General features: G+C 35.4%; 24 protein-coding genes and 1 riboswitch. Of the genes, 4 read left to right on the top strand and 20 right to left on the bottom strand.

Annotated elements, in window-relative coordinates:
• Window positions 1-208: 208 nt before the first annotated feature.
• From F3J23_RS15420 to F3J23_RS15410, 3 genes are all read right to left on the bottom strand, one after another.
• Window positions 209-532 carry a helix-turn-helix domain-containing protein gene (locus tag F3J23_RS15420; RefSeq protein ID WP_167030893.1) on the bottom strand — a complete coding sequence of 108 codons (324 nt, stop codon included), beginning with the start codon at window positions 530-532 and terminating at the stop codon, window positions 209-211.
• Between the two features lie 147 nt (window positions 533-679).
• Entirely contained in the window at window positions 680-1030 is a 351-nt protein-coding gene (locus tag F3J23_RS15415) for a helix-turn-helix domain-containing protein (protein ID WP_317167731.1), read from the bottom strand.
• Window positions 1031-1257: 227 nt separating this feature from the next.
• On the bottom strand, window positions 1258-2511 hold the full coding sequence (locus tag F3J23_RS15410) for a hypothetical protein (RefSeq protein WP_167030890.1): 1254 nt from the start codon (window positions 2509-2511) through the stop codon (window positions 1258-1260).
• A 351-nt stretch (window positions 2512-2862) separates the two neighbouring features.
• Between F3J23_RS15410 and F3J23_RS15405 the strand changes: the two genes are divergently transcribed.
• Entirely contained in the window at window positions 2863-4605 is a 1743-nt protein-coding gene (locus F3J23_RS15405) for a tetratricopeptide repeat protein (protein WP_167030888.1), read from the top strand.
• A gap of 104 nt (window positions 4606-4709) precedes the next feature.
• Here the strand turns inward: F3J23_RS15405 and F3J23_RS15400 are convergent, their stop codons facing one another.
• The 9 genes from F3J23_RS15400 to F3J23_RS21840 all read right to left on the bottom strand — a co-directional run bounded on the left by F3J23_RS15400 (window position 4710) and on the right by F3J23_RS21840 (window position 12163).
• Window positions 4710-5234: a hypothetical protein gene (locus tag F3J23_RS15400; protein ID WP_228455355.1), complete on the bottom strand. Its 525-nt coding sequence runs from the start codon at window positions 5232-5234 to the stop codon at window positions 4710-4712.
• Between the two features lie 351 nt (window positions 5235-5585).
• On the bottom strand, window positions 5586-5774 hold the full coding sequence (locus F3J23_RS15395) for a hypothetical protein (protein ID WP_167030884.1): 189 nt from the start codon (window positions 5772-5774) through the stop codon (window positions 5586-5588).
• An 84-nt stretch (window positions 5775-5858) separates the two neighbouring features.
• On the bottom strand, window positions 5859-8138 hold the full coding sequence (locus F3J23_RS15390) for a cation:proton antiporter (protein ID WP_228455354.1): 2280 nt from the start codon (window positions 8136-8138) through the stop codon (window positions 5859-5861).
• A 186-nt stretch (window positions 8139-8324) separates the two neighbouring features.
• The gene (locus F3J23_RS15385) at window positions 8325-9035 is read right to left on the bottom strand and encodes a LytR/AlgR family response regulator transcription factor (RefSeq protein WP_167030882.1); all 711 of its coding nucleotides are present in this window, start codon (window positions 9033-9035) and stop codon (window positions 8325-8327) included.
• Window positions 9010-9783 carry a histidine kinase gene (locus F3J23_RS15380; RefSeq protein ID WP_185156465.1) on the bottom strand — a complete coding sequence of 258 codons (774 nt, stop codon included), beginning with the start codon at window positions 9781-9783 and terminating at the stop codon, window positions 9010-9012. Before F3J23_RS15380 ends, F3J23_RS15385 begins: the two co-directional genes overlap by 26 nt.
• An 18-nt stretch (window positions 9784-9801) precedes the next feature.
• A complete protein-coding gene (locus F3J23_RS15375) occupies window positions 9802-10173 on the bottom strand; it encodes a hypothetical protein (protein WP_167030880.1) in 372 nt (123 codons plus the stop codon).
• Window positions 10173-11363, bottom strand: a complete 1191-nt coding sequence (locus F3J23_RS15370; RefSeq protein ID WP_167030878.1) for an alanine dehydrogenase — start codon at window positions 11361-11363, stop codon at window positions 10173-10175. Before F3J23_RS15370 ends, F3J23_RS15375 begins: the two co-directional genes overlap by 1 nt.
• Before the next feature lie 67 nt (window positions 11364-11430).
• A complete protein-coding gene (tsaE, locus tag F3J23_RS15365; RefSeq protein WP_167030876.1) occupies window positions 11431-11838 on the bottom strand; it encodes a tRNA (adenosine(37)-N6)-threonylcarbamoyltransferase complex ATPase subunit type 1 TsaE in 408 nt (135 codons plus the stop codon).
• A 1-nt stretch (window position 11839) separates the two neighbouring features.
• On the bottom strand, window positions 11840-12163 hold the full coding sequence (locus F3J23_RS21840) for a transglycosylase domain-containing protein (protein WP_410498025.1): 324 nt from the start codon (window positions 12161-12163) through the stop codon (window positions 11840-11842).
• A 413-nt stretch (window positions 12164-12576) separates the two neighbouring features.
• Here F3J23_RS21840 and dnaG point away from each other — a divergent pair, with 413 nt between their 5' ends.
• Window positions 12577-14565 carry a DNA primase gene (dnaG, locus tag F3J23_RS15355; protein ID WP_167030870.1) on the top strand — a complete coding sequence of 663 codons (1989 nt, stop codon included), beginning with the start codon at window positions 12577-12579 and terminating at the stop codon, window positions 14563-14565.
• Window positions 14566-14675: 110 nt separating this feature from the next.
• Window positions 14676-15362, top strand: coding sequence for an ATP-dependent Clp endopeptidase proteolytic subunit ClpP (clpP, locus tag F3J23_RS15350; RefSeq protein WP_167030867.1), 687 nt, complete (start codon window positions 14676-14678; stop codon window positions 15360-15362).
• Window positions 15363-15551: 189 nt separating this feature from the next.
• Here the strand turns inward: clpP and F3J23_RS15345 are convergent, their stop codons facing one another.
• A complete protein-coding gene (locus F3J23_RS15345) occupies window positions 15552-16655 on the bottom strand; it encodes a T9SS type A sorting domain-containing protein (protein ID WP_167030865.1) in 1104 nt (367 codons plus the stop codon).
• 57 nt (window positions 16656-16712) lie between these two features.
• Window positions 16713-16901: riboswitch (cobalamin riboswitch) on the bottom strand.
• A gap of 234 nt (window positions 16902-17135) precedes the next feature.
• Between F3J23_RS15345 and F3J23_RS15340 the strand changes: the two genes are divergently transcribed.
• Window positions 17136-18398: an esterase-like activity of phytase family protein gene (locus tag F3J23_RS15340; RefSeq protein WP_167030862.1), complete on the top strand. Its 1263-nt coding sequence runs from the start codon at window positions 17136-17138 to the stop codon at window positions 18396-18398.
• Window positions 18399-18512: 114 nt separating this feature from the next.
• Here the strand turns inward: F3J23_RS15340 and F3J23_RS15335 are convergent, their stop codons facing one another.
• The 7 genes from F3J23_RS15335 to F3J23_RS15305 form a co-directional block, all read right to left on the bottom strand.
• Entirely contained in the window at window positions 18513-19328 is an 816-nt protein-coding gene (locus F3J23_RS15335; protein WP_167030859.1) for an aspartyl protease family protein, read from the bottom strand.
• 118 nt (window positions 19329-19446) lie between these two features.
• Entirely contained in the window at window positions 19447-20601 is a 1155-nt protein-coding gene (locus F3J23_RS15330; RefSeq protein ID WP_167030856.1) for a helix-turn-helix domain-containing protein, read from the bottom strand.
• Window positions 20602-20778: 177 nt separating this feature from the next.
• Window positions 20779-21537: a triose-phosphate isomerase gene (gene tpiA, locus F3J23_RS15325; protein ID WP_167030853.1), complete on the bottom strand. Its 759-nt coding sequence runs from the start codon at window positions 21535-21537 to the stop codon at window positions 20779-20781.
• Between the two features lie 74 nt (window positions 21538-21611).
• A complete protein-coding gene (locus tag F3J23_RS15320) occupies window positions 21612-23738 on the bottom strand; it encodes a S9 family peptidase (protein WP_167030850.1) in 2127 nt (708 codons plus the stop codon).
• A gap of 37 nt (window positions 23739-23775) precedes the next feature.
• On the bottom strand, window positions 23776-24126 hold the full coding sequence (locus F3J23_RS15315; RefSeq protein ID WP_167030847.1) for a TerB family tellurite resistance protein: 351 nt from the start codon (window positions 24124-24126) through the stop codon (window positions 23776-23778).
• Window positions 24127-24166: 40 nt separating this feature from the next.
• Entirely contained in the window at window positions 24167-25276 is a 1110-nt protein-coding gene (locus F3J23_RS15310) for a BT_3928 family protein (protein WP_167030844.1), read from the bottom strand.
• 1 nt (window position 25277) lies between these two features.
• Window positions 25278-25844: a DUF1599 domain-containing protein gene (locus F3J23_RS15305; protein ID WP_167030841.1), complete on the bottom strand. Its 567-nt coding sequence runs from the start codon at window positions 25842-25844 to the stop codon at window positions 25278-25280.
• Between the last annotated feature and the right edge of the window lie 169 nt (window positions 25845-26013).

Here is a 26013-nt window from a genome sequence, read left to right as displayed (position 1 = left end):
CTGTGTTTTTTTTAAAAAAAATTACTTGAAAATAATATGATACAGAAGTTTAAAAATAATATAAATAAGAAGAAGAATATTGAAAGCAATAAATAGGGCAAACAGAATAATTATTATGATATTCTTTTTTAAAAATAACATACGGTGATAACTTTTTTTATTTTTTTTAAACTCTTTATTACTGTAATCTGTCATAGCCTTTTTATCATCAGTGAAAAAATTTATTCCATTTTGAAATTGTATTTCTGCTGAGTTTAAACTTTTTTGACATTTCAATATTACTCAGATTATTATTTTTTTTGTAATCCAGTATTTTTCTGATAGAATCTACATCATAAGATTTGTGTTTTTGGTTGAATTCCCGAGATTCTGTATCTAATGAACCAAATATAATTGTGTTCAGTGTTATGACATCCAGAGCTGACAGTTCTTCTTTATTCAGAATATATAGGCATGAATCTTTTTTCTCAGGAAATTTTTTATTAATGATATCAGTGTAGATCCGCCTGTAATCCGGCTTTGTATCTTTCATAAATATTACGTTTAGCAGTTGTTAATTAATTATTGTATATAGCATTTAAGTAAGAATGATCTTAGCATTTCCAAACTGGGGAGGAAACTTAAAAATTCCTTTAAAGAAAGGCTGTTTAAAAATTTATGACTGATTTTAACCCCATCATTATTTGTATTTTTCGATCCATCGATGGAGCGTACTCTTTGGAATCTTATATTGATCTGTGATTTGCTGTTTTGTCATTTCCCCCGAATTAATAAGTTCAAGAATGTAATCTACTATTTCTTTGGTGTAAATATTCTTCCTGAAATTGGGTAGGGAAAGAGTTGATTTTTTTGTTTTTTTGGGCGCATTCCGAGGATAATACAAAATAAGATGTTGGGTAAATAATCTGAAAAAATCATATTCCAGCAATTTGCTCCATTGAAGCAATTCTTTTGTACTTACTGCTTCAGACTGATACATTTTTTCAATCTGCTCTACATTGTACTTGAAAAAATTGCAGATGCGTGTCATATTAACCTGCATTTCATCGGCTCTTTGCTTTATTAAATTTCCTATATGAATATTTTTAAAATCAATCATAAATTATAATAGCTAAAAAATCATCATTTGTGTTTATGAGGAGCAAAAGTGGATCTCTTCCTGATTTATTATGGCTAAAAGAAAGCAATAAGAATCATTTTTTTGATCCACTATGTATTGGGAATTATATCAGTTGTGTGTTTAGAATAAGGTATCTTTTAATGGATTCTTTCAATTGTCGCATAGCTTTGGGGGCTCGCTGTTGAAGTTGCCCAGGTATCTCCGGCGGCAAGACCGTTTACAAAAACCGTAAAATAAATTGTTCCCCCTGCAGCAGGTATTTTTATTACAGTGCTCCCGTTTATATTGCCGGGTATCCCAGCCATTGTGGTAGGCTGCACATGTTGGCCGAGTACGTCTCCCAGCCCATTAGGAGTATTAGTAACCATCAGTGTCATATATTTAAAATTGCTTCCCGGATTGCTAATTCTTGCAGATAAGCCTGCACTGATTCTGTATGTTCCTGCCGGAAGTGAAATTGCTCCTGTTGCATTGGTAACTGTTGCCCCGGAAATCGAATTAAAAGTAAATGCATTAAGAGGCAATGTTGTAATACCTGTTGCTGTTGACCCTCCTGAACCACTGGTAGCTCCGGCAGGATAGACAGGGAATGGTACTTTCATGACCTCTGGTGCAGAATTTTGCGGAACCCAGCCATAGCCATCCCAAGTGTATAATCCTAAACCATTCACGCTGGGAGGGTAGGATCCTGCTGAAGACGCATTGGTAGAAGAAGAAGATGCAATAGCAGCATTTGTATTGTATACAGTCATCCCGGCTGTTTGTGTTCCTGCAAGTCCCCAGGTTCCGGTGTTGGCAAGGCTGATACGAGGAGTTAGTAACCCCTTATTTGTAGCAGTAAGATCCAGTACTGCTGCTGTATTTGGAGCGGCTGTACCCATTCCAACCCCGTTATTGGCGGCGTCTACAGAAAAGGTTGGTCCATCTACAGAGAAAGCATTGGCTGCTGTTCCGGTAAAGGCTAATGTGTTGCTTCCCTGCGTAACTATTCTGTCTCCGGTAAGGGTGCCATCAGTGTTATAAATGTTGGTATTTGTACCAGTACCTGAACCTGCATTTAATTTGGTCCATACCGTTCCATCGTAATAATAGTATCCTGCAGCATCTATGTTCACAGCAGTCCCTGTTTGTGCTCCTGTAGCAATACTATTTACATAAATTAAAGTGGATAAAGCCACCCCTGTCATGCTTTGTGCCCTCTGTCTGTCTACTCTTGGGATTAACAGCCCTTCTGCTGTGGTGGTAGTTCCACTGGCATTTTTGGCTGTAATATCCATAGTGGCTGCCGGAGTAGTTGTATTAACCCCAACCTGTGCGTTGGTTGCAAAAAAACCTCCCAAGAGCGCAGCTAACGTTGAAAGGTTGACCAAAAATGAATTTCGAATCATCATAATATTTTTTTTGAATGTTAGTTTTGGAAATAATTTTTAAGTGAGTTTTGGTCTTAGTTCTTGGGCAAATATATAGCAGGTTTGTATTGGGGTATAAAGAAATCGTTGTTAAATATTGTATACAAAATGCCATTTTTGGTTTAAATATTGTATACATTTTTTTGTTTAATTAGTTGATATGTAGTGCTTTTTGTTTTTAATAGCATTAACAACTATGTGTAGCGTAATTAATGGTTGAATTCTTGTGGTATATACTAAAGTAATTGTTTATTGCATTACTTTAATTAACAATAGGTCATCTTTTAAATAGGTGTGACTATTTAAAATTATGTATAACTCTAGTTTTGTAATATGAAATTTATTATAGGGGCATTGGTTACATTATTATTAATTGTATCATGCCAGCCTTCAAAAAAAGATAAGGATGCCAACAATCTCTATTTTCACAATCTTACTGAAGAAATTAGTGTGATAATTAATAAGGGAGATTTAATTGATCAAAAAGCTGAATTCAGAGTAATATATGTCAGGGAAGCAAACAAATATAAAAAGACCAGGGATAAAAAGTATCTGATCAGCAGTAAGTATGTTCAGATGTATGAGCTTTATCAGGAACCGGTAAAACAATTACCTGTACTATATGATATGCTGAAGCTTAGTAATGGAGAATACGATTATATAACCATTTTGTGTAACCTGGCATTGGCCTTGCGTTTTGAAAGTAATTCTCCTGAGCTTTCATTCCGATATCTGAGTGAAGCGATAAAAGTGGATGAAGAAGGAGGGCATGAATATCTTCTTCCCCATCTTTATCATGCAAGAGGAAGATGGTATTATCAAAGGAAACAATATGCTGAGGCTTTAAGGTATTTCGATAAAGCATTAAAGATATATACTAAGAAAGATAACCGGCTGTATATGGCTTCTATGCACAATAATTTTGGGCTTACTTATAATGAGATGGGCAAAACGAATATGGCCATTAAGGAAGCGGTTGTAGCTATTGGCATTTTAGAAAATAAAGCTCATAGAAATCAGGAAGATAATTATTATCTGAATTACTTTAAAGCCCGATTGGGGAAATACATGGAGATTGTAAAAGATTATAAAAAAGCAGAAGAGTTATTTCTTGAAGAATGGGAATTTTGTAAAAACAGTCCGCTTCATTATTTTAATGCCATTGAAGCTACTCAAAATCTTTGGGAGGTGTACAAAAAAACAGGGCAGATTCATAAAATACAACCTCAGGTTAGTTTTCTTTTGCAGCTTGAACCCAAGCTGAAAGATACTTATCAGAAGATTATGATCTTTAATATTGCTGAAAAGTATTACTGCAGTATCAATGATTTCAAAAATCTGAACGATACTTCCAGAACATTACTGCAATTAAATGAGCAGCATGATAAGGAATCAGAGCGAAATATGGCTATAATTTCAGATCAGCTGAATAACTATACGATAAAAAATATTAATCAGAAGTATGATTATCAGATCACCAGCCAGAAAAAGAAAAATCTGATTGTACTGATTCTGGCGGCGGCATCTATTATCATTTTAGTGATTATAATGATCAGCCTCCGGAACAGACGTAAAAAGGAAAAACAGCTTGCTGAAAAGGAAAGGCAACTCCTGGAAAATAACAGGAAAATTCTGGAACAGGATCTTGAACTTCATAAGAATAAGATCAATAATCTGCATCTCAATCTTAATTTAAAAGTAGAAACTGAAAAAGCATTCCTGGAAAACCTTAAAAAAATTAAAAAATCCAAGAATATGGATATGGAAGAGGTTTTAAAAGATCTGTTTTTCAAGATCAATAACCTTATCGAGATTGATAATGGCAGTAATGAACTTATTGATGAGAGTTCTAAGGAAAATAAATTATTCTTAGATAAACTTTCGACGAGATTTCCTTTTTTAACTCAACAGGATAAAAAATTCTGTGTATATTTTAAACTGAATTTGTCTTCCAAAGAAGTTTCCCTGCTTGAAAATATCAAGGATGCAAGCGCAAGAGTATATAAGACCAGAATAAAAACGAAAATGGGACTTGATAGGGATACAGATCTGTATACTTTTCTGAACAGTTTTTAAAGATCATCAAAACCACCGTAGCAAAAATGCTTTGAATTTTTGCCACCCTTCCGAGGGAGGGGATTTTTCTTGTCTTTGATAGGGATGTAAGTGTACATGTGCAATTATGGATTATCTGCCTTGATGATAGTAAGTCTTTCTTCAACTTCCTGGATTTTCCTGATCCAATAGTTAATTCCTTCCTGGTTGGTTACGGTCTCTTTAAAAGCATTGCGGTTGACTGTCCATAGATGGGCACCGTTTTTTTGAAAATCCTGTTCACGTTCCTTTTTATTTTCAGGTTCTATTCGGTATCTCCAGAAAACTAGAGATTTCAGATATTCAGAGCGTACTTTTTCCAGATAGGAAATAATCGCTTTACGATCTTGTGGTATATATCCGGGGCCGGAACATCCACACGAGTGAAAAGTGATTCCAACAGTATATAAATCCCGGATATGAGCCCATTGTTTATCATCATTTTTTGCTGGCGATTTGAAGTCTAGCCCCATATTGGCCATTAAATTTCCACATTCGGGGCACTTAGCTTCTGCCGAGGTCAGTGTATCCCGGTTGATATCCTTTAAGAGGCGGCGTTTGAACGTTTTCTGGCAGTTAAAACAGGCATAGTGTCCTTTGTAAACCGTCATGGCATATCGGCACATATTAAAATCTTATTCTTTGGTTATAAGTTAGTTTTTCTTTTTTTCCTTATTAAATCTTTCTCATCAGATTACGGCACTTCGCATACCGATGAAACGGTTCCAATAGAAATTTGAAATGCAGTTTAGATAAGGGTTCCTTTTTTGGAGGATATTTTCAGAATCCGATTCAGAAATGTATTGTTTTCGTGGGGAAAATCTTTATTTCTTTTCCTTCTGTCCATTCATTCCTTTTTGGGGCATCATCATTTTTCTATGTATTTATATAGCTGTTATTTTCAATTGATCCTTAAAAACATGGGCTGAAAGATACCTTATATTTTGGTTGTTTCTATTCTTTTAATTAAAATAATAAACCAAAAGTATCCGGCTTTTGTATCCTGTACATCCTGTATTTTCTTTATAAAAATCAGTCTGTTTATGCTGATCAAATCTCATTCCTTTATAAAGTCTGGTATTAAAGGGTTTCAGCATAATAACTCCACCTTCATTGTTAATTCTCAGCATATCTAAAAAAATTGAAGCCATAAATATACCCGTTTTTTCTTTACAGACAACGAATAATATTTACAGCTTCAGATAGAAATAGAAATATCGGTGTGTATTATGTGTTTATGGATTTGATATGATCAATGTTGACGGAATATCAGAAAGCCAGAGACTTTTCGTATCGATCAGGTTTTTCCAGCTTTTACTGCTGATGAGCATCAGGTCCTGGGCATTCAGAAATTCCTTTTCAATTTTTTTCTCATTGTATAGCGTAATATGATTAGGAGCTACCTGTTCAATACTTCTGATGAGCTCTTTCACTTCTATATTGTTCCGGATCTGGCCGGCAGCATCCAGGATAATGATTTGTGAGTTATTGTTATTGATAAGTCTTTTGGCATATTCAAGAAGGTAAAAATCACTCAGGTTGAAAATCGGTACAAATACTTTATCTGCTGTCTTAAAATCTTTTTCCACCAAAATGCCTACAGGAATATTGGCTTTATCTAAAATTTGAAGAGTGAAATCGTCAAACGGAGAATTGTTAAATATATTCCCTTTTCCTTTTACCGTATTCAGTAGTTTTTCGGGGTTAATGATTTTGGTGGTAAATCCCAGCAGTCTGCCGAGTAAACTTCCTTCGTACATTGATTTTCCAAGCATGATCAGCAGAAGATCATAATGTCCTTTATTGGTAATACTGGTAAGGTCGTTTTCAATATCTGTAGAGGCTTTGAACAGAGTAGTAACTTCCAGATTCAGTTCGTGAGAGGTTTCAATAACATTCTGGAACTGAGATTCTTCATATTCGTTGATGTCGTAGGCATGCATTTCATCTACAGGAGCGATATTCATGGCGGTAATACTTTTATTCCCGTTCATTTTATTGGTAAAATCATGAGCCAGTTTTAAAAGTGTACTTCCTGATTCAGGTTTGTCAAACGAAAGAAGAACCCGATATTTGGAATCATTTTCATGAACAGTCTCATCCGTTTCTTTTTTAGATTTAAAAATGAAATTGATAAAATCTAAAGCCGGTCCGGTCATGAATGTGGTAAATAATGCCATAATAACAAGCATGGCAAAGATTTCAGGTCCGAGTACACCAAGATCGTATCCAATGTTCAGGACAATAAGCTCCATTAAACCTCTGGTATTCATCAGGGCTCCGATGGTTAAACTTTCTTTCCAGTTGATTCCGACAAATTTGGCTGTAAGGGCACTTCCTGCAAATTTTCCAAGCACTGCAGTCAAAATGATAAATCCTGCCGTCATCCATAAATGGCTGTCATTTAGCAGACCAATCTGAGTACGGAGTCCTGTAAATACAAAGAATAGTGGAAGAAGAAGTACCAGTGCAACATCTTCTACTTTATCAATGAAAAGTGTACGGAATTTTGCATTTTCAGGCATAATTGCTCCAGCCATAAATGCACCGAATAAAGCATGAATTCCGATTACTTCCGTAGCATAAGAAGATAAGATCAGGGTAAGGAAGAAAATAGCAACCATAGGTTTGTTGATGGTGTTTTTTCCTGCCTGAAGATCTCCGATTCTTTTCAGGAAAGGTCTTACAATTTTAATCATTAAAAATACATATGCGATAGCCATAATGATTACATAAATGGAACTTGCAAATGATCCGGCCTTTACAATAGCGATTACTGCGGCAAGAATACACCATGCTGTAATATCGTCTGCTGCTGCACAGGTAATAACAATAGTACCCAGCTTGGTTTTTTGAAGATTTCTTTCCTGAACAATCCTTGCCAGTACCGGAAAAGCTGTGATGCTCATTGATATTGCAATAAACAGAGCAAAAGAAGTAAACTGTATCCCAGAAGGTGCAAATTCCTGATAAATAAAATAAGACAACCCGATTCCCAGTGCAAAAGGAATGATGATGCTTGCGTGGCTGATCACTACAGCATCATGGGCTTTTTTTCTTAAAACACTCAGATCCAGCTCCATTCCTACAATATACATAAACAGGATAAGACCTATCTGACTGAGAAACTGTAAATTGCCTAGCGATTCTTTTGGAAAAAGAAATGCTGAAAATTCAGGAAAGTACATTCCTAAAAGTGAGGGACCGAGCACAATACCGGCAACCATTTCTCCGATTACAGTCGGTTGTTTTATTTTCATACAGATCCATCCGAAAAGTCTTGCTGTTAAAATAATAGTAACGATCTGTGCCAAAAGAAGAGCAAGAGGATGATGGAGATTTGTTTTAAAAGATTCCTGAAAGTTTTCCCAGGTAGATCCATTGCTGGTTTTTGCAACAATGTTTTCTTTGATTTCCAGCGTTTGTCCTTCAATGATGAAAAAGTACATCAGGCAGGAGAAAACGGCTATGGTAGTGATGTAGAAAATTAAATTTCTATATTTCCCCAAATTCATGATTCCTATATTTTAGTGCAAAGTTGATAAGAATATGTTTATGTTAAAAGACCTTGCTTTCTAAATGTAATGAATGTTCTGAAAAATGTAATAAAAAAACCTTCGTGCTGAAAAAAAATAGAAATAAGATTTTAGGAAAGTGAGATTTTAATTCATTTATCCTTAAGAAGCAAATGACCAACAAGATTATTTGGTGAAAAGCTCTACCAGCGTATTTTTATACGCATCTCCGATCTGGAGTTTCAGGAAATGATCATCACCAATAGATATGGTTGTAATAACTTCGTTGGTGGAAAATACCTTAATGGAAGAGAGTGCAATAATCTCTTTTTTATTAACCTGTGCAAAGTCTTTTGAGGGAAGCATTTCCAGTAGATTTTTAAAATTAAGATTCTTTAAAACAATGGTAGTTCCGTCATTAAGAATAATATCTTTATCTCTGCTGTCAATTTCCGAAGTTTTGATGTAGGAGATCTGTTCAGTGAAGATGACTGTTTTTCCGATATTGGTATTCCATTCGATAAAAGCTTTTTTAGGTGTGCTTTCCATCAGTTCTTTAGCTTTCTCGAAGGCCTGGATGAGTCTTTCTTTTTTGATGGGCTTTCTCACATAGTCTACAACATTGAGATCGAAAGCTTCTGCAGCATATTCTTTATAAGCAGTTGTAAATATGATCTTTTTGGAGCCTGAAATAATTTCGGCTACCTGGAGCCCTGTCATTCCGGGCATTTCAATATCAAGGATGCAGAGATTACAATCAAGGCTGTCTATTTCGTTCAGAAAAATTTTAGGATCATTGAAAGCTTTTACCACTTCTACATTATCGATTTGCTCGCATAGAAGTTTCAGATAACTGATGGCCAGTAATTCATCATCCAGAATAACGCATTTTATCATAGAATTCTCCTAAATTGATTTTTAATTCTGCAGTAAAGATTCCGTTTTTTGAGCTTCTTTCCAGTTGATAATAAGTGCTGTAAATCATTTTTAGCCTTTGATCGAAAGACTGACTTCCGAAACCGCTTTTTTCTTTTTCCAGCACATTTTTTAAAGATGCTTTATTGCTTACTTTCATTGTGAAAATTCCGTTCTCCAGTTCCATATAAATGGAAATGAAAGAATCCTGTGCAAGAAAGTCTGTATGTTTAAAGGCATTTTCAATAAGATCCACAGAGATCAGCGGTGCGAATACCTTTTCTTCATACACGGAGTCAGATTTGTTGATTCTGGATTTTATTCTGAAATCAAAAAGAGGATTGATTTTGATCTTATTAATCTCAATAAGGCTTAAGGCAAAAGTAATCTCTTCTTTCGGGCTTACATATTTATTGTTGCTTTCGTATAAAATATAATCCAGAACATTGGCCAGCTTATCCAGAGACATATAGGTCTGATAGGCGTGGGATTGCACGGAATTGAGAATATTTTTAAACAAATGCGGATTGAGCTTGGTTCCGATATGTTCCAGCCGAACTTCATTCAGGCGCTGCTCAATGAGCTTATTGGTTTCCGATAATTTGGCATTCCTTTGTTTCAGTTTCTGATGTTGGCTGAACAGATAAATGCTGGTAGTCAGAAAAAGGAAAATAGCAAAAACTCCGATAAATATCAGATAATCATGAATCATGTAGTAATTGCCGTCCATAAATTATTTTTACGGGAACTATTTAAGCTTTTTAAGACTGTTTACCGTTACACTCTCCTCACATTTCTCAAAAGTGATTTCGTATGCAGGTTTTTTCTCAGGATAGGTTAAAAGATAATCCGGGCATGGTTTTTTTTGTGCATGGCTTCGGTCAAAATCTACTTTTCCATTGGTAATAAGGCTGTCTTTCACAAACTTTTCATCAATCTTGTAAGCAGCCATTGCATTTTTCGCTTCCTCAGAATATTTGAATTCTTTAGAAAGGGTTTCTGCAATAACCCGGCTGTTTGGCAGATAACCGCTGCAGCTTGCCCCTTTTTTGTTTAATATAAAAAATACGATCAAAAGCCCTGGTACAAAACCGATGGCATAAAATTTCAGTTTTTTCATTAGAAAATTAAAAGATTGATATCATGGTACGTAAGCCCGAAACGGTCGCAGATAATCTTCTTAGTATGTCTTCCTTTGTACATGTATAAGCTCTGCTTCATTTCGTTTTTGCGGATCAGCATATTTTCAAAACCGCCTTCTTCGTCATAATTTAAAATATAGGAAAGGAAGAAATTCGAGATGGCCTTTGTGGTGGTTCTCGGCATTCTTGAGGTAAGGTTCGGAAGTCCGCAGTGGATTACACCATGTTTGATGATGTAAGGATCTTCCATTGTGGTAAGTTCTGAAGTCTCAATAACTTTACCGTTGTCTATTGTAATATCAATGATGACGCTGCCTTTTTTCATTTTCATCACCATATCTTCGGTAACGATAGGAGTCATGTTTAATCTTGGTAGTGCTCCTATAACTACATCAGCACGTCTTAAGCTTTTGCTGAGTTCCTTAGGATCAATGATGGAAGTAGGTACGCGGCTGTCTACCATCGTGTGAAGCCTTCTCAATTTAGATAGAGAATTGTCGAAAACTTTTACACTGGCTCCTAATCCTATGGCTGCCTTTGTTGCAAACTCACCTACAATTCCTGCTCCAAGGATAACTACTTCTGCAGGCCTTACTCCGGTAATTCCGCCAAGCATTAAACCATTAGATAAGGCTAGTAATTCTGAACCGTATAAAATAGAAACAGTTCCTGCAATTTCACCTACCAGTCTTACCAGTGCCAGTTGTTTGTATTCATCAACAATGAATTCAAAAGCAATGGCATTTATTTTTTTCTCTGCAAGTTTTAAGAAATATTCTTTATCTCTAAGGTTGATCTGAAGGGCGGAAACCAGATAAGTATTCGCCTTCATGTATTCAATTTCGTCTTCCGTAGGAGGATTAACCTTTAAAATAAGGTCTTGTCCGAAAGCTTCCTTAGGATCTTTAGTGATCTTTGCTCCTGATTCGGAATACTGTAAATCTGTAAAAAATGAACCTTCTCCGGCCCCAGATTCTACAATGATCTCATGGCCATGCTCTACCAACACCTGTACGGCGTCAGGAGTAATGCAGGTTCTCCTTTCGTTGAGACAGGTTTCTTTGGGAATTCCAATACTGAACTGTTTTCCCTTCTTTATAACCTCCAATTTTTCCTCTTTCGGCATTAATTCTTCTTCTGTGAAAGGAGTAAAAATATTTGTACTCATCCTTAAATTAAATTATGTCTTACAGATTGTTTTTTGTATTCAATTATTGAGCAAAGATACATAATATTTAATCGAATGAAACTTCTCTGTTTTCACCCGTATTCACAATACTCATTGTGTGGTAGTTGAGCCCATAAAGTTCTTCTTCATACACTTCCGGCCACTCAATGATGCAAAGGAAAGAATTGTCCAGATACTCCTCAATCCCGATATCATAAACTTCTTCAATGTTTTTTAAGCGGTAAAGATCAAAATGATAGATTTTCCCTTTTGGAGTATTATATTCATTCACAATAGAATAAGTAGGAGAGTTGACTTCATCATTACTTCCCAGCTTTTTCATCAGAAATTGTGTGAAAGTGGTTTTCCCGGCTCCCAGATTTCCTTTTAACAAAAAGATATTATGTTTTAATTCAGGAATAATGGTATCAACAACTTCCTGCCAATCTTCGATTGTATGGATGATAAAATTCATTTTATTTTTCGTTCAAATTATTCAAATACAAATTATAAAAATATGTAGCCCTGGCTTTTGTATATTCAGGATTTCTATAACGGTTATTTTTTAAAGGGTTTTCATACAGGGCAAGTATTTCCGCCATCTCAATGGGTTGCAATTCCGTAACTGGTTTATTGAATAAAGATTGAGAAGCTTGTTCAATACCTTTCCTGTTATATAAAAAGTCAAAATTACTGAAATTAAAATTCAAACAATCTTCCTGAGTATAATTTTGCTCAATATACCGTATTATGAGAAAGTAATCTAACGATGCCTTATTATTGATATCCAAAGTAGGCATAAACTTGTTGCCTGTGGTATGACAAGGACAATCTTGGTTGTTTATTTTAGAGCTTATCAGCTGTTTGATGTATAATTTCCATGAATTTTCTGATAAGGAATTAAGATACATGGTGTTATAAAAATTTTTGAAATTTTCAGGTATCTTTTTACTGGTTCGGATTTTCCAGGTAATATCTCTTTTATCGTTGTTATTTAAGATATACCTGCCGCCAAATTCTATATACAAGACAAAAATAATACATAAACAGATTGCTGCTATTAAACATATTCTCCAATATTTCATAGGATATTAAGTTTCACGATTTTCAAAAATACTGAATGTAAATATATTATTTATTATGACTCAATATCTTCGAAATTCTTGAATCCAAAAACGTTCAACATCTACATAAAAATACTTAATTTTACAGCATGATTTCTAAGCAGACCATAGATAAAATATTCTCCACGATCAGGGTAGAAGAGATTGTGGGAGAGTATGTGCAGTTGAAAAGAGCAGGGTCTAACTTTAAAGGGCTCAGTCCTTTTCATGAGGAAAAATCTCCGAGCTTTGTCGTTTCACCAAGTAAGCAGATCTGGAAAGATTTCTCCACAGGGAAAGGAGGAACGGCAATTTCTTTCCTGATGGAAATTGAAAACTTCACTTATCCTGAAGCGCTCCGCCATGCAGCCAAGAAATATGGGATTGAAATTGAAGAAGATCAACGTGAAATTTCTGAAGAGGCTAAACATGCACAGACTGAAAAAGATCTTCTGTATAAGATTCATGAAGTAGCCAACACCTATTTCCAGGAAATACTTTGGGATGCAGAAGAGGGGAGAAGCATCGGATTGGCTTATTTTAAAGAAAGAGAGCTTAAAGACGATATTATTAAAAAATTCCAGCTGGGATATTCGCCAGAAAAGAAGAATGCTTTTACAGCATATGCACTGGAAAAAGGTTATAACAAGGATATCCTTGAGAAATCCGGATTGTCTATTTTTCCTGAAAATTCGCCGGCGGGAATAGATCGTTTCAGAGAAAGGGTTATTTTCCCGATTCATAGCTTCTCAGGAAGGGTTTTAGGTTTTGGGGCAAGGATCCTTAAGAATAATGTTAAGACTGCGAAATACCTCAATTCTCCGGAGACGGAAATTTATCACAAATCTAATGTTCTTTATGGCTTAAACCAGAGTAAACAAGCCATATCCAGAAAGAATGCCTGCCTTTTGGTGGAAGGGTATATGGATGTTATTTCCCTTCATATGTCCGGGATTGAGAATGTTGTGGCAAGCTCCGGAACTTCACTGACAACCGAACAGATTAAGCTGATCAAAAGACTTACGGAAAATGTTACCATTCTTTTCGATGGTGATAATGCCGGTATCAAAGCCAGCTTCCGAAGTATTGATATGCTGTTGACCGAAGGAATGAACATCCGTGTATTACTCTTCCCGGATGGTGATGATCCTGATTCCTTTGCAAGAAAACACCCGCAGGATTATGTTGAAAAATACATCGAAAATGAAGCGATGGATTTCATCGACTTTAAAGCGGAAATCCTTTTAAAAGATATTGGAAATGATCCCATTAAAAAAGCGGAAGCTATTCGGGATATTGTAAAATCAGTTTCTTTTGTACAGAATGCGCTGAAAAGAGAAGTATACCTAAAGGAAGTTTCCAATAAATTCGGACTTTCTGAACAGAGCCTTTTTAATGAACTGGATGTTCAGAAACAGATTACACAAAATCAGACTCACCATGTTCAGCAGCAGCAACAGAAAGAGAAAGCAGCTCCGAAAATGGAGATTGTTCCTCTGGATCAGGAAAAAGAAGATCCTTTCCTGTTTGATGTGCTGTTTATGGAGAATAAACTGGTAGATCACATGCTGATGTTCGGAGATATTGTTCTTAAAAGGAGAAATGAAAATAATGAAGAATACCAGATTACAGTTATTGAAGAGATTCTCCATCATTTTGAAGAAGAGCAGTATACATTTTTAGTTAAAGAAAATGAGATCATTATCAATCAGGTGAGAGAAGGAATTCAGAAAGATGAGCTCAGAAGTGGAAACTTTTTTGTATCTTTTATGGATGAAGAGATTACTACAAAAGTTGTGGATGCTCTGATGCCGCTGGATGAACTTGAAAACTGGGCTTCCAGAAATATTTATCCTCCCAATTATGGAGATAAAGTGGCAGATCAGGTCACAGGTGATGTTCTACTGCATAAATACCGATATATTGACTATCTGATCACGGAAACAGCAAAAGAACTGGATCAGCACAGCAGTACAGATGAGGTTAAATATTATGAACTTATCAAGAAAATAACCTTATTGAAACAGGCTTCTATAAGGCTGAGCAATATCATTGAATATTCACCTATCAAAGGAATTTATGTAGATCGGAAAAGGTAGTTTAGAGACAGAAAAAAATGTATTCTGTGACAAAAAGTCCTATAAAATTTTAGGAATAAATATTGTAATTTAAACTTCAAGAATATTTATAAATAATACATAATAGAAATATGGACATTAAAAAGGAATTCAGAGATTTCTCTGTAAAACATTTAGGAAACAACGGTTTGGCTACCGATCAGTATATGGGAATGTATGGCCCAACGAATTTAACTCCGTACATCATGGAAGAAAGAAGATTGAACGTTGCCCAGATGGACGTTTTCTCCCGTTTGATGATGGACAGAATTATCTTCCTTGGAACAGGAATTGATGATCAGGTGGCTAACATCGTAACGGCTCAGCTTTTATTCTTGGAAAGTGCAGATCCGTCAAAAGATATTCAGATCTATATTAACTCTCCGGGTGGTAGCGTTTATGCAGGGCTGGGAATTTATGACACTATGCAGATCATTAAACCGGATGTAGCTACTATCTGTACAGGTATGGCCGCTTCAATGGGAGCTGTATTACTGGTTGCCGGAGAAAAAGGAAAGCGTTCCGCACTTAAGCATTCAAGAGTAATGATTCACCAGCCTTCAGGTGGTGCTCAGGGAGTTGCTTCTGATATGGAGATCAACTTGAGAGAGATGTTAAAATTGAAGTCGGAACTTTATGAAATCATCGCTCACCATTCAGGACAAACATATGAGTGGGTTGAGAAATCTTCTGACAGAGACTATTGGATGACATCTGAAGAAGCTAAAGGCTACGGAATGGTAGACGAGGTTTTACAGAGATCCACAGAGAAAAAATAATTAATTGATTGCATAATCAATTAAAAAATCACACTATTTTGGTGTGATTTTTTTGTTGAATAAAGTATTATAAAACAGGTATTGAAGCTTCAAAATTGCCCTTCTGTGGAGAGATGGCGAAAATTCAAAGAACTTTTGAAGTGGTGGTTTAATCTGTGCTCATAAAAAAGCGCCATCAAGGCGCTTTCATTATTTCTTAATAATCTTATGTATTGTAGAATTCTCAGGTGTTTTAATTTCAACAAAATAAATTCCCCGATTTAAAGATTGAATATCGATTCTCATGGTCTGGGCAGTCATTACTTTTTGCCCCGAAGTAGAATAAATATTGACTTCTTTAACGGTTTCAGCGGTTTCAATCTGAATGAAATCACTTGCGGGATTGGGATATATACCTGTTTTTTTCTTATTAACGGAAGAAACTCCCAACGTTGAATTGGTGGCTTCCGTTGGGATAAATGGTGCTCTCTGCCCGAAGCTTAGTCCCATCCAGTCATTATTGCTCAATTGGATCTGAGAAAGATCCGTTTTCGCCTGCCAGCTTGAAAGATCTTTTCCTTTATACAGTTTCCAGCTGTCTGATCCGGAGGTATTGCCTGTAAGTGTATTTAAAGATAAAGCAGAGATCTGGTTATTAGCAGACGTAAAATTAAAATAAGGAGCCTGTGTCTGAATTAACTGTAAAGCCTGTTGTGCATTAATGGTCCCGCTGTATTGGATTCCGAATACGAAAGAATTTGCATTTCCATTGGTATCAGTTCCAAAATCAATAACCACCAGGCTTTTATTATTTCCGGTTCCAATCCAATTCGTGATCTGTGATGAAGCATACCATTTTGAGCTGTATGCCGGAACGGGCGCGGATGGTTTTGTAGGTGGATCAAAACCGTATGAAATTCCATACCATCTTCCGTCAACTAATGGATCATTGTTTACTCCGTTATTGAATGCCAGTGCTGCAGGAGTGGTTCCCGACCAGGTAGACCAGTAATCATCAAGACTGGGAATATGATGGTTATAATTGAAACTATATAAAAAACCAGAAGGAATATCAACCTCTATTTTAGGTTCTGCATTGGCAATAGCGTTTATCAGGTCTTCCATCGTTAAAGCATCCGAATCAAAACGATAACCCCAAGCATAAGAATTGGGAGCACTGCCATCGTTGAAATCTGCAATAAAATAGGCTTTCTTTGAACCGGTTCCTACCCAAAATTTAACGTCATTTTCTGTGAATTGGGCTGACAGAAGCTGCATACAAAGCAGTAAGAAAAAAAAATAGATTTTTTTCATGATATAATTAATTTAAAGTTTTATTCCCGAAACTTTTCTTCAGAAAAAAGATTTCCCTGAAGTCAGTATATTTAAGGCAGGTCTCCTGGCTCACATCTTACAGCTACCTTCCCGGACGTAATATCCAGTGGTCTCTTTTGCTGTAAGTAAAAACAGTTTACAGTTGCGGGTACAGCTCAAGAATTAAAAATTTTTACTTGATTCCCTATTAATGAATGATATTCAACCTTAAAGCGCTGCAAATATATCATATAAATCTAAGTGCTGTTTTGTGAATTGTATATTTTTTTATCAATCTAAGAATGTATTATTACGGATTAATTAAAAAAAAGATATAAATGTTGTTTTTTTATTTTTAAATTAAAATTTTTATTATTCATATTGAGTTCATTTTATTGCTTCTATTGTTAAAATACAATTATCATTATATTCAACATCAGTTTATAATCAATTTATACTTTCGCAGCCATAAAATAACATATGAAAAAATTACTATTATCTGCTTTGGTGTTTACAGTATTGGCATCATGTAAAGATGATGATCCGGTAAACAATCAGGATATTAACTATTCCAAACTCCCTCAGGAATTTCCATTTTCCAAACTAGCCACGATCAATGGAGTAGATGTGATCAATGGAGGATTCGGTTCCGGAGCGGCAGCTCATCCTACCAGAAAAGGGGAGTTCTATGTGATTACAGATCGTGGTCCGAATACAGATTATCAGAATGGGAAAAAATTTCTGACTCCCAATTTTACACCAACCATCATGCATTTTAAGATTAATGCAGACGGAAATATTGAGGTGATAAAATATATAAAACTTAAAAACCCTTCAGGGCAGCCTATTACAGGACTTCCCAATCCTGCAGGTATGGGAAGTACGGGTGAAGTTGCTTATGATGCTTCCGGCAATATTTTAGGAACGGATAAGTATGGACTGGATAGTGAGAGTATTGTAGCAGCAGCAGATGGCACCTTTTGGGTTTCTGATGAATATGGTCCGCATATCGTACATTACAGTGCAGATGGGGTAGAAATGGAAAGGATAAGCCCGGTAGGAGTAAATACAGGACCAAGAAAGTTACCGGCAGTTTTGGCAAAAAGAAGAGCCAATAGAGGAATGGAAGGACTGTGCATTACCCCGGATGGAAAAACACTTGTAGGTACCATACAGTCGATGATGTTTGTCCCTACAAAAGCATTGGCCACCAACACTACTTTAACAAGAATTGTAACATTTGATATTTTGACAGGGCAGACCAAACAGTTTTTATACAAACAAGATGGAGGAGCTTCTGACTCAGTTTGTGATATTACCGCGTTAAGCAACAATGAATTCTTAGTTATTGAAAGAGACGGTAATTTCGGATCACAGGGAGGAATTAAAAAAGTATACAGAATCAACCTCAATAACGCCAGTGATGTAAACGGAACTGATATTAATGCCGTAGATGGTTTAAAAGTGAATGGTAAAGCCTTAGAGCAATGTACATGGGATGAAATTACCAATGCAGGGATAAAGGCAGTATCCAAGACGTTAGCAGTAGACCTGGTGGCAAAATTGGGTTATGAGCATGATAAATTTGAAGGGATTGTTTATTTAGGAAACAATAAACTGGCTGTTTTCAATGATGATGATTTCGGAGTAGTAGATGATGGGAATGGAAATCCAAAAGCCAAAATTTTGCCTAAAACAGGTAAGGTAGACAAAGGAACAATGTATGTAGTCGATATTCAATAATTAGATTTTTTTAACGAAAAGCGGCGGAATCGAAGATTCCGCCGCTTTTTTTATTATCATGGGCCTGAATAAGAAATAAAAGGTTTTTAAAAGAATAAATATGGCTTCTGTATACTATTTTATCCAAATTTTGCTGTTTTTAAAATCAATCGTGAAAATATAGTTGCACAAAGTTCCAAAATTGAGTACACCATCATAAATAATATCTCGTGTAAATGATTTTGAGACCAATACTTTTTCTCCGATGGCAAATTGAGTTTCCGAGTTCATACCATCTTTATCTTTGGAGAGTCTCCAGGCTGCAGCAGTTTCGGTAGATAACAGCAAAGGTCCACTGTTTCCAGAATCAAAAAGAAACCAGTACGATTGATTGTCTTTTGGAATATTCAAAAAAATATTTAGCTCAGTAGCGCTCAGGCCATTGGCGAATCTACTGGCAACAAGATTTTTTCCGTTTATTGCTTTTGGTGACGAGGATTTACTCTCTACAATAATGGTGTTTTTAGAAAAATTGAGGGTCAGAATATGGTCAACAAAAGATTTTAAAGAAATGACACCATCTAGTTTTGGAAATTCTTTCGGCAAAATAGACATGATATCAAAAACACCAACTGTTGGATGGTCTATTTTTGTGGAACCTATAGTCATTGAGAAATGATCTGATCTTTGAGCTTTAACCATCTCTCCGCTCATTCTAAATCCAATTGCCCTTCCGTATATTTTTTTATTAAAATACTTTGCTATTTCTGGAGAAATAATAGTTTCTGCTCCACCAGTGTCAAATAGAAAATTATATTTTTTTCCTTCAATATCCACCTCTATGGTTTTCATGTTTTCAATATAAGGTTTTAGTCTAATGGTGTCTTGACCAAATCCCAACAGACTTACTCCTAAGGATAATAAACTGAAAAGCATTTTCTTTGTTTTCATAATTCTTTTTTGTTTTATAAGTGAGACAAAATAGTCTCTGTTTTTATAGCAGACAAATTTGAATTATTATCTTCCGAAAAGCGACCGATTTTAAAAAGTCGAACCAAATAAAAAGAAGCTAATTGGTTTTATAAAAGGTATTTCTATATTCTGTAGGAGTTAAAGCGGTGTGTTTTTTAAAAGCAGTATTAAATGATGATTTTGAATTGAACCCCACCTGATACAAAATTTCTAGAACAGTATAATCTTTTTTAGAATGGTTGGTTAATAATTCCATTGCATTTTCGATACGGTATTTATTTACAAAATCAAAAAAATGCTGATTCATATTAGAATTTATTAAAATGGATAATTCCCGGCTGGGTATATTCATTTGTGCCGCAAGGCTTTGTACCGTAAGAGCTGGATCTAAATACGGTTTTTTTTCTGTCATATATTTCTTCAGCAGTTCGAGTTGGATAGTGATATTTTCATCTGAATTTTGTTGGTTTTCTGATTTAGTTTTTGGCAGCGTCTCATTGTTAAAATCATGTATTAATTGTAACTGAGTATCAACTCCTCTGAAAAATTCAGGATATTTTAATGCTTTTAAAACAAACCAGCTGGTAATAATCAATGCGATGATTTCCAAAAAACCGTTTATAAATATCAGTAGTTGATGATTGTCAGTATACCTCAATATATTTTTGAAGGTTGCAAAATAATGGACAGCCATAAAAAGCAAGGTCATTTGAAATAACCATTTATAAACTAAGTTGGTAGAATAAGATTGATTTTCCAGATAAATATTTCTGGCTTTTTTCAAAACCATAAAAATGGAAATAGTGTAAATCAAATATTGGATTTCTATCAAATATTGGAAGAAGATCATTTCACCAGTCTCATGATGATGTTGTAAAAAATATTTTTTTTCAAAATCCCCTGTATAATATATTCCTGAAACCAATATGATATTAATGATAATAAAAGGGATAATATGAAGCAGATGTTTTCTTTTTAATCGAAAATTTTCATAGCAAAGTGATAAAACATACAAATAAAACAGGGGTATATTAAATAAAATGAGAGTCCATCTGAAAATCTCTAAATTGGGGTAAGTGCTAATGATGGGTTGTGAAATAAAAACTCCGCTTGCATCAACAGCTGTGAAAAAAAGATATCCTGCAAAAAGCCGATTGGAAATCTTTTTATTGGACTTTAAGGTTAATAGAAACAAAATAAGAAGGAACAGTATAAAAACAGATATGGTGGCGATCGTTTTTAAAAAATCCATTTAAGTAATTTTAAGAGACATATTCGGAAAAATGAAATCTTTGGGATCTATTTTCTATTTTTTGGTGTACTAGTTTTTCTAAAAAATAAAAACGAAAGTAAATATGGTTTTAGACTGATCACATCAGAGGTTGTGAAAAAGGGCATCAAAGATGCCCTTTTATTGATGAAGAGTTTTTTAGTTGAAACCCTCAATAATTTTAGAAAAATCCTCTAGTTTCAAAGCAGCCCCTCCAATCAGACCTCCGTCAATATCAGGCTGAGAGAAGATTTCTTTCGCATTATCAGGTTTCACAGAACCACCGTAAAGGATAGAAACCTCATCAGCTACTTCCTGTCCGTATTTAGAAGCAATGATATTTCTGATGTGTGCATGAATTTCCTGAGCCTGCTCCGGAGTTGCAGTTTCTCCCGTTCCGATAGCCCAAACCGGTTCGTAAGCGATCACAACTTTTTTGATCTCTTCGGCAGAAAGTGTGAAAAGAGCGACTTCAGTTTGATTTTTTACTACCTCAAGGTGTTGTCCTGCTTTTCTTTGCTCAAGAGTTTCTCCGTTACAATAGATTGGTGTAAGACCTTTATCTAAAGCTAATTTTACTTTTCTGTTACAGTGAGAATCCGTTTCTCCGTGGTATTGTCTTCTTTCTGAATGTCCGATCAATGAACCGTTTGCATCGATAGATTCCAGCATGTCTGCAGAAATTTCTCCGGTGTATGCACCGCTTTCATGCTCACTCATATCCTGAGAAAATACCCCGATCTCATCCTTTTCAAAGATGTCTTTTGCCATCATTAAATAAAGAGATGGCGGAGCAATCCAAACTTCACAGTGGGTAGCATTGTTGTTTTTATAGCTTAATAACTGAATCATTAATTGCTGTGCATCAATTACATTTTTGTTCATTTTCCAGTTACCTGCAACTATTTTTCTTCTCATAAGATTTATATATTGATTTACTTTATTATTCTCTCATCAGACTCTGCGGAATTTGCAAAATCTGCGTGCGTTTATTATTTGTTGATCCCTTCCAGTTTGAACATGAAAGCATACACCAAAGCAATATCCTTCAGATAATCAAACCTTCCGGAAGCACCGCCATGCCCATAATCCATATCTGTTTTCAATAGAAGTACATTCTTATCAGTTTTCATATCTCTCAGTTTGGCTACCCATTTTGCCGGCTCGAAATATTGTACCTGAGAATCATGCAGTCCGGTTGTAACCAATAGATTCGGGTAATTTTTCTTCTCAATATTTTCATATGGAGAATAAGATTTCATATAAAAATAAGCCTCTTTATCATTTGGATTTCCCCATTCATCATATTCATTAGTAGTTAACGGGATACTTGTATCAAGCATTGTGTTTACAACATCTACAAATGGGACCTGTGAAATTACTCCATTCCAAAGATTAGGGCTCATATTGGCAATAGCACCCATTAGCAAACCGCCTGCACTTCCTCCCTGAGCATACAGATGTTTTGGAGAAGTATATTTCTCTTTCACCAGATATTCTCCGGAATCAATGAAGTCCGTAAATGTGTTTTTCTTTTTCATCATTTTACCATCTTCATACCACTGTCTTCCCATTTCCTGACCTCCGCGGATGTGTGCGATAGCAAAAGCAAAACCTCTGTCTAACAGACTTAATCTGGTACTGCTGAAAGTAGCATCCATGGAGCTTCCATAAGAACCATATGCGTAAAGTAATAACGGATTGTTTCCATCTTTTTTAAACCCTTTTTTATACACTATGGAAATCGGAATTTTCGTTCCGTCTTTTGCCGTGGCAAAAAGTCTTTCGGTCGTATAATTTTCTTTATTATAGCCTCCCAGTACTTCCTGTTGTTTCAGCAGAGTTCTTTTTCCTGTTTTTAGATCCTGCTCAAACTGAGAACTTGGTGTAATCATGGAAGTATACCCAAAACGGAAATTATCTGTATTATATTCAGGATTTGATGAAGGGTAAACCGTATAGGCCGCTTCATCAAATTTCAGGAACTCTTTTTTACCCGTTTTTCTGTCATAGATCACCAATTGGGATAGTCCGTTTTGTCTTTCACTGAAAACAAGATAATTCTTAAAAGCACTAACGTCTTCCATCAGAACATCTTTTCTGTGCGGAATAAAGTCTTTCCAGTTTTCAATTCCGGTTTTATTTAGAGGAGTTTCTACCACTTTGAAGTTAAGGGCATCCTTGTTCGTAGTAACCAAAAATTTATCCTCCAGAGAAGTTACATCATACAGAACGTTTTTGATTCTTGGCTGGAAAACTTTAAAGTTTCCGTTGGGATCATTGGCATCCAGGTATCTTGTCTCGGAGGAAGTAGTGGCACGGGAATCAATAAGGATGAATTTATTGTTTTTTGTTTTTCCTACCCCGATATAATTGGTTTTATCCTTTTCTTCATATACGAGAACATCTTTGGCAGAATCGGTTCCCAATGTATGTCTGAAAATCTTTTCTGTTAAAAGTGTTTCAGGATTTTTTGCAGTATAGAAAATCGTTTTATTGTCATTGGCCCATGTTGCAGAACCTGTTGTGTTTTTTATACCGAGATCAGTTGTTTTTCCGGTTGAAAGATCTTTCAAAAATAATTTATACTGCCTTCTGGAAACATCATCTACACCATAGATCATTTTCATATTATCCGGGCTGATGCTGAAACCTGATGCAGCGTAGTAAGGATGGCCTTCTGCCAGTTTATCTACATCCAGAAGAATTTCTTCCGGAGCAGTAAGGCTTCCTTTTTTTCTGCAGTATTTAAAATATTGTTTTCCGGCTTCAGTTCGGGTATAATAATAATATCCGTTTTTAAAGACCGGTACAGATTCGTCCTTTTCCTTGATTCTGGCCTTCATTTCCTGGAAAAGTTTTTCTCTGAAAGGTTCAGTATCTTTCATCATTCCTTCCCAATAGGTGTTTTCGGCCTTTAAATAATTAACAACTTTGGTAGAATCTTTTCCTTTTTTAAAATAATCGATCATCCAGTAATAAGGATCATTAACCTTATCACCATGGATTTCCCTGATGTGTTCCTGTTTTTCTGCAACAGGAGCTTTCAGGTTCGGAAATTGCTGCGATTGAAATGTAGATGCACTCATTACTAATAATGCTAAATAAAATTTTTTCATCGTATTTTTTTGAATTTTTAAGTTTTTGAATTTGTGTTTATGCCAGTCCCCAAAGGTTTTTCAGAAGCACATAGAAGGTATGTTCTTCTTCAGTCACTTTATTATCTGCTTTGATCAGCGATTTTGCAAATTGAACAAATTTGACACGCTCATCTTCCGTAGAATCTTCGTGGAAACATCTTGCATGGAATTCAAAATGATCTTTCCATTCCTCAGGCTGTAAAAGGGCCAGGGTTTCCAGTTCATTATCAAGATTCATTCTGAAAGGAAATTCATCTGCCAGATACTGCTGCACAAGCATTCCTTCTTCAGGAGCAAACTCTCCGTCTACAGAAGAAAGGATCATTAATAAGTGGTAACCGGCGATTGATTTATTTGATTTTTGCATGAGTTTGTTGATGTTTAAGTTGTGTGTTTACATTTGATAATTAATTAACGTAGTCTTTTGCTGGCTGTTTGTCAACAATTTTTCCGTTTTCCAGTACCAGTACAAACGGATTGCTTCTGGCAATCGTTTTAATAGCTGTACCGTCCATCATAGCATTTTTGATGGTTTTAAAAGTGTTCGGTTCAGTTGAAATTCCATAAATAAGACTTCCTTTCTGAGCATTGACCTTAGCTTCCACCTTTTGAAGCAGATCGGCAGGAACCTCTTTTGGGTGATATGAAAATACCAGAATAGCTTTTGGAGCCTTGATGATTTCGTCTGTAAGTTCCATTCCTGTAGGATCTTCGATTTTAAATTTTACAATCTCAGATTTATAGCCCTCTTTTACCAGTACAGATTCGTTTTTTCCTTCTTCAATCTTCCATGGTGAACCTTCAGCCCAGTATTTTGTTTCTTTAATATAATCGTCCTGATTGATTCTTAAAACTTTTCCTGTTTTTTGGTTTTTCAGAGAATAAAAAGTCTTGTATTCAGAAGGATTTTTATTGATTTTTTCTTTTTCAGCTTTAATATTAGTTCCTATCTTATAATCACGGAAATCAATGATTGGTTCATGCATGATTCCCTGTGTCATAATATAAATCATCACCAAAGAAAAAGCCCCCAGAATCACATATTTAAACGTATGGGAAGACTCTTTTTGGTTATAGCTGTAATCATCTTTTTTACGGAATTCTTTTCTATACAAGACAAACAGAATAATAAGCCCTGCCAAAAGAGCAACATCTTTAAAAAAGCTTTGCCAGGGAGTAAATTTGATTGCATCGCCAAAACATCCGCAATCCGTTACAACATTGAAATAGGCAGAATAAAAAGTAAGGAAACCAAAGAACACACAAAGTGCTATTAATGCAGATAAGGTAAATTTAAGCTTTAATTTCAGCAATAGCATAAATCCGAGGAAAAGTTCCAGCACCACTACAATAATTGAGAACAGTAGGGCAAACTTTTCTAAAAATGGCATATTGAAAACTGAAGGCGAGAAATATTCTTCCATTTTGAAGGAAAAACCTACCAGATCCACAGCTTTCACAAAACCTGAAAGGATAAAAATGACAGCAATAATAAAGCGTAATAAACCTTTGATCATATTAAATAGTTTTGGGTTCGAATTGATTTTCTTTTTCAGAGAACTTAATCAGACAGAAAACAGCATAGTTCAGCATATCAAAATAATTGGCATCAAGCCCTTCTGAAACAATAGTTTTTCCCTGGTTATCTTCAATCTGTTTGGTTCTTAATACTTTTTGATAAATAAGATCCGTAATAGAAGAGATTCTCATATCCCTCCATGCCTCACCATAATCATGATTTTTTCTCTCCATTAAAGCCTTGGCTTCATTGGCATATTTGTCATACAGACCTAAAATTTCTTCTTTATTTTCATTAAAATCATTGGAAAGGCCTTTCTCAAGCTGAATAAGCCCAATGATAGAATAGTTGACAATTGCGATAAATTCATCTTCCTCACTCTCATCCACCATCTTTTTATCAGTCATCTGAAGCGTACGGATTCTGTTGACTTTAATATAAATCTGATCCGTAATGGAACTCGGTCTTAAAACCCTCCATGCTGCACCGTAATCCTGTAATTTTTTACCGAAAAGATCACGACATTGATTGATAACTTTCTCGAATTGTACTGATGTTTTTAGCATAAATCTTCTTAATCTTCCAAATATACGAATTAGGTTTTGTTTATCAGTAATATGCAATGAGTAATAATAAAAACACAAATCAACTTAATTTCCGATTTCTCATTCAGCTCACAAATCACTAATTTAGCAGCATAAAAAATCATTGAACAATCATAAACACTATGTTCCC

Source organism: Chryseobacterium sp. Tr-659, assembly GCF_011752975.1.
GTDB lineage: Bacteria > Bacteroidota > Bacteroidia > Flavobacteriales > Weeksellaceae > Chryseobacterium.
The sequence above is the reverse complement of the archived record's forward strand: the minus strand, read 5'-3'. Positions and strand labels throughout refer to the sequence as shown.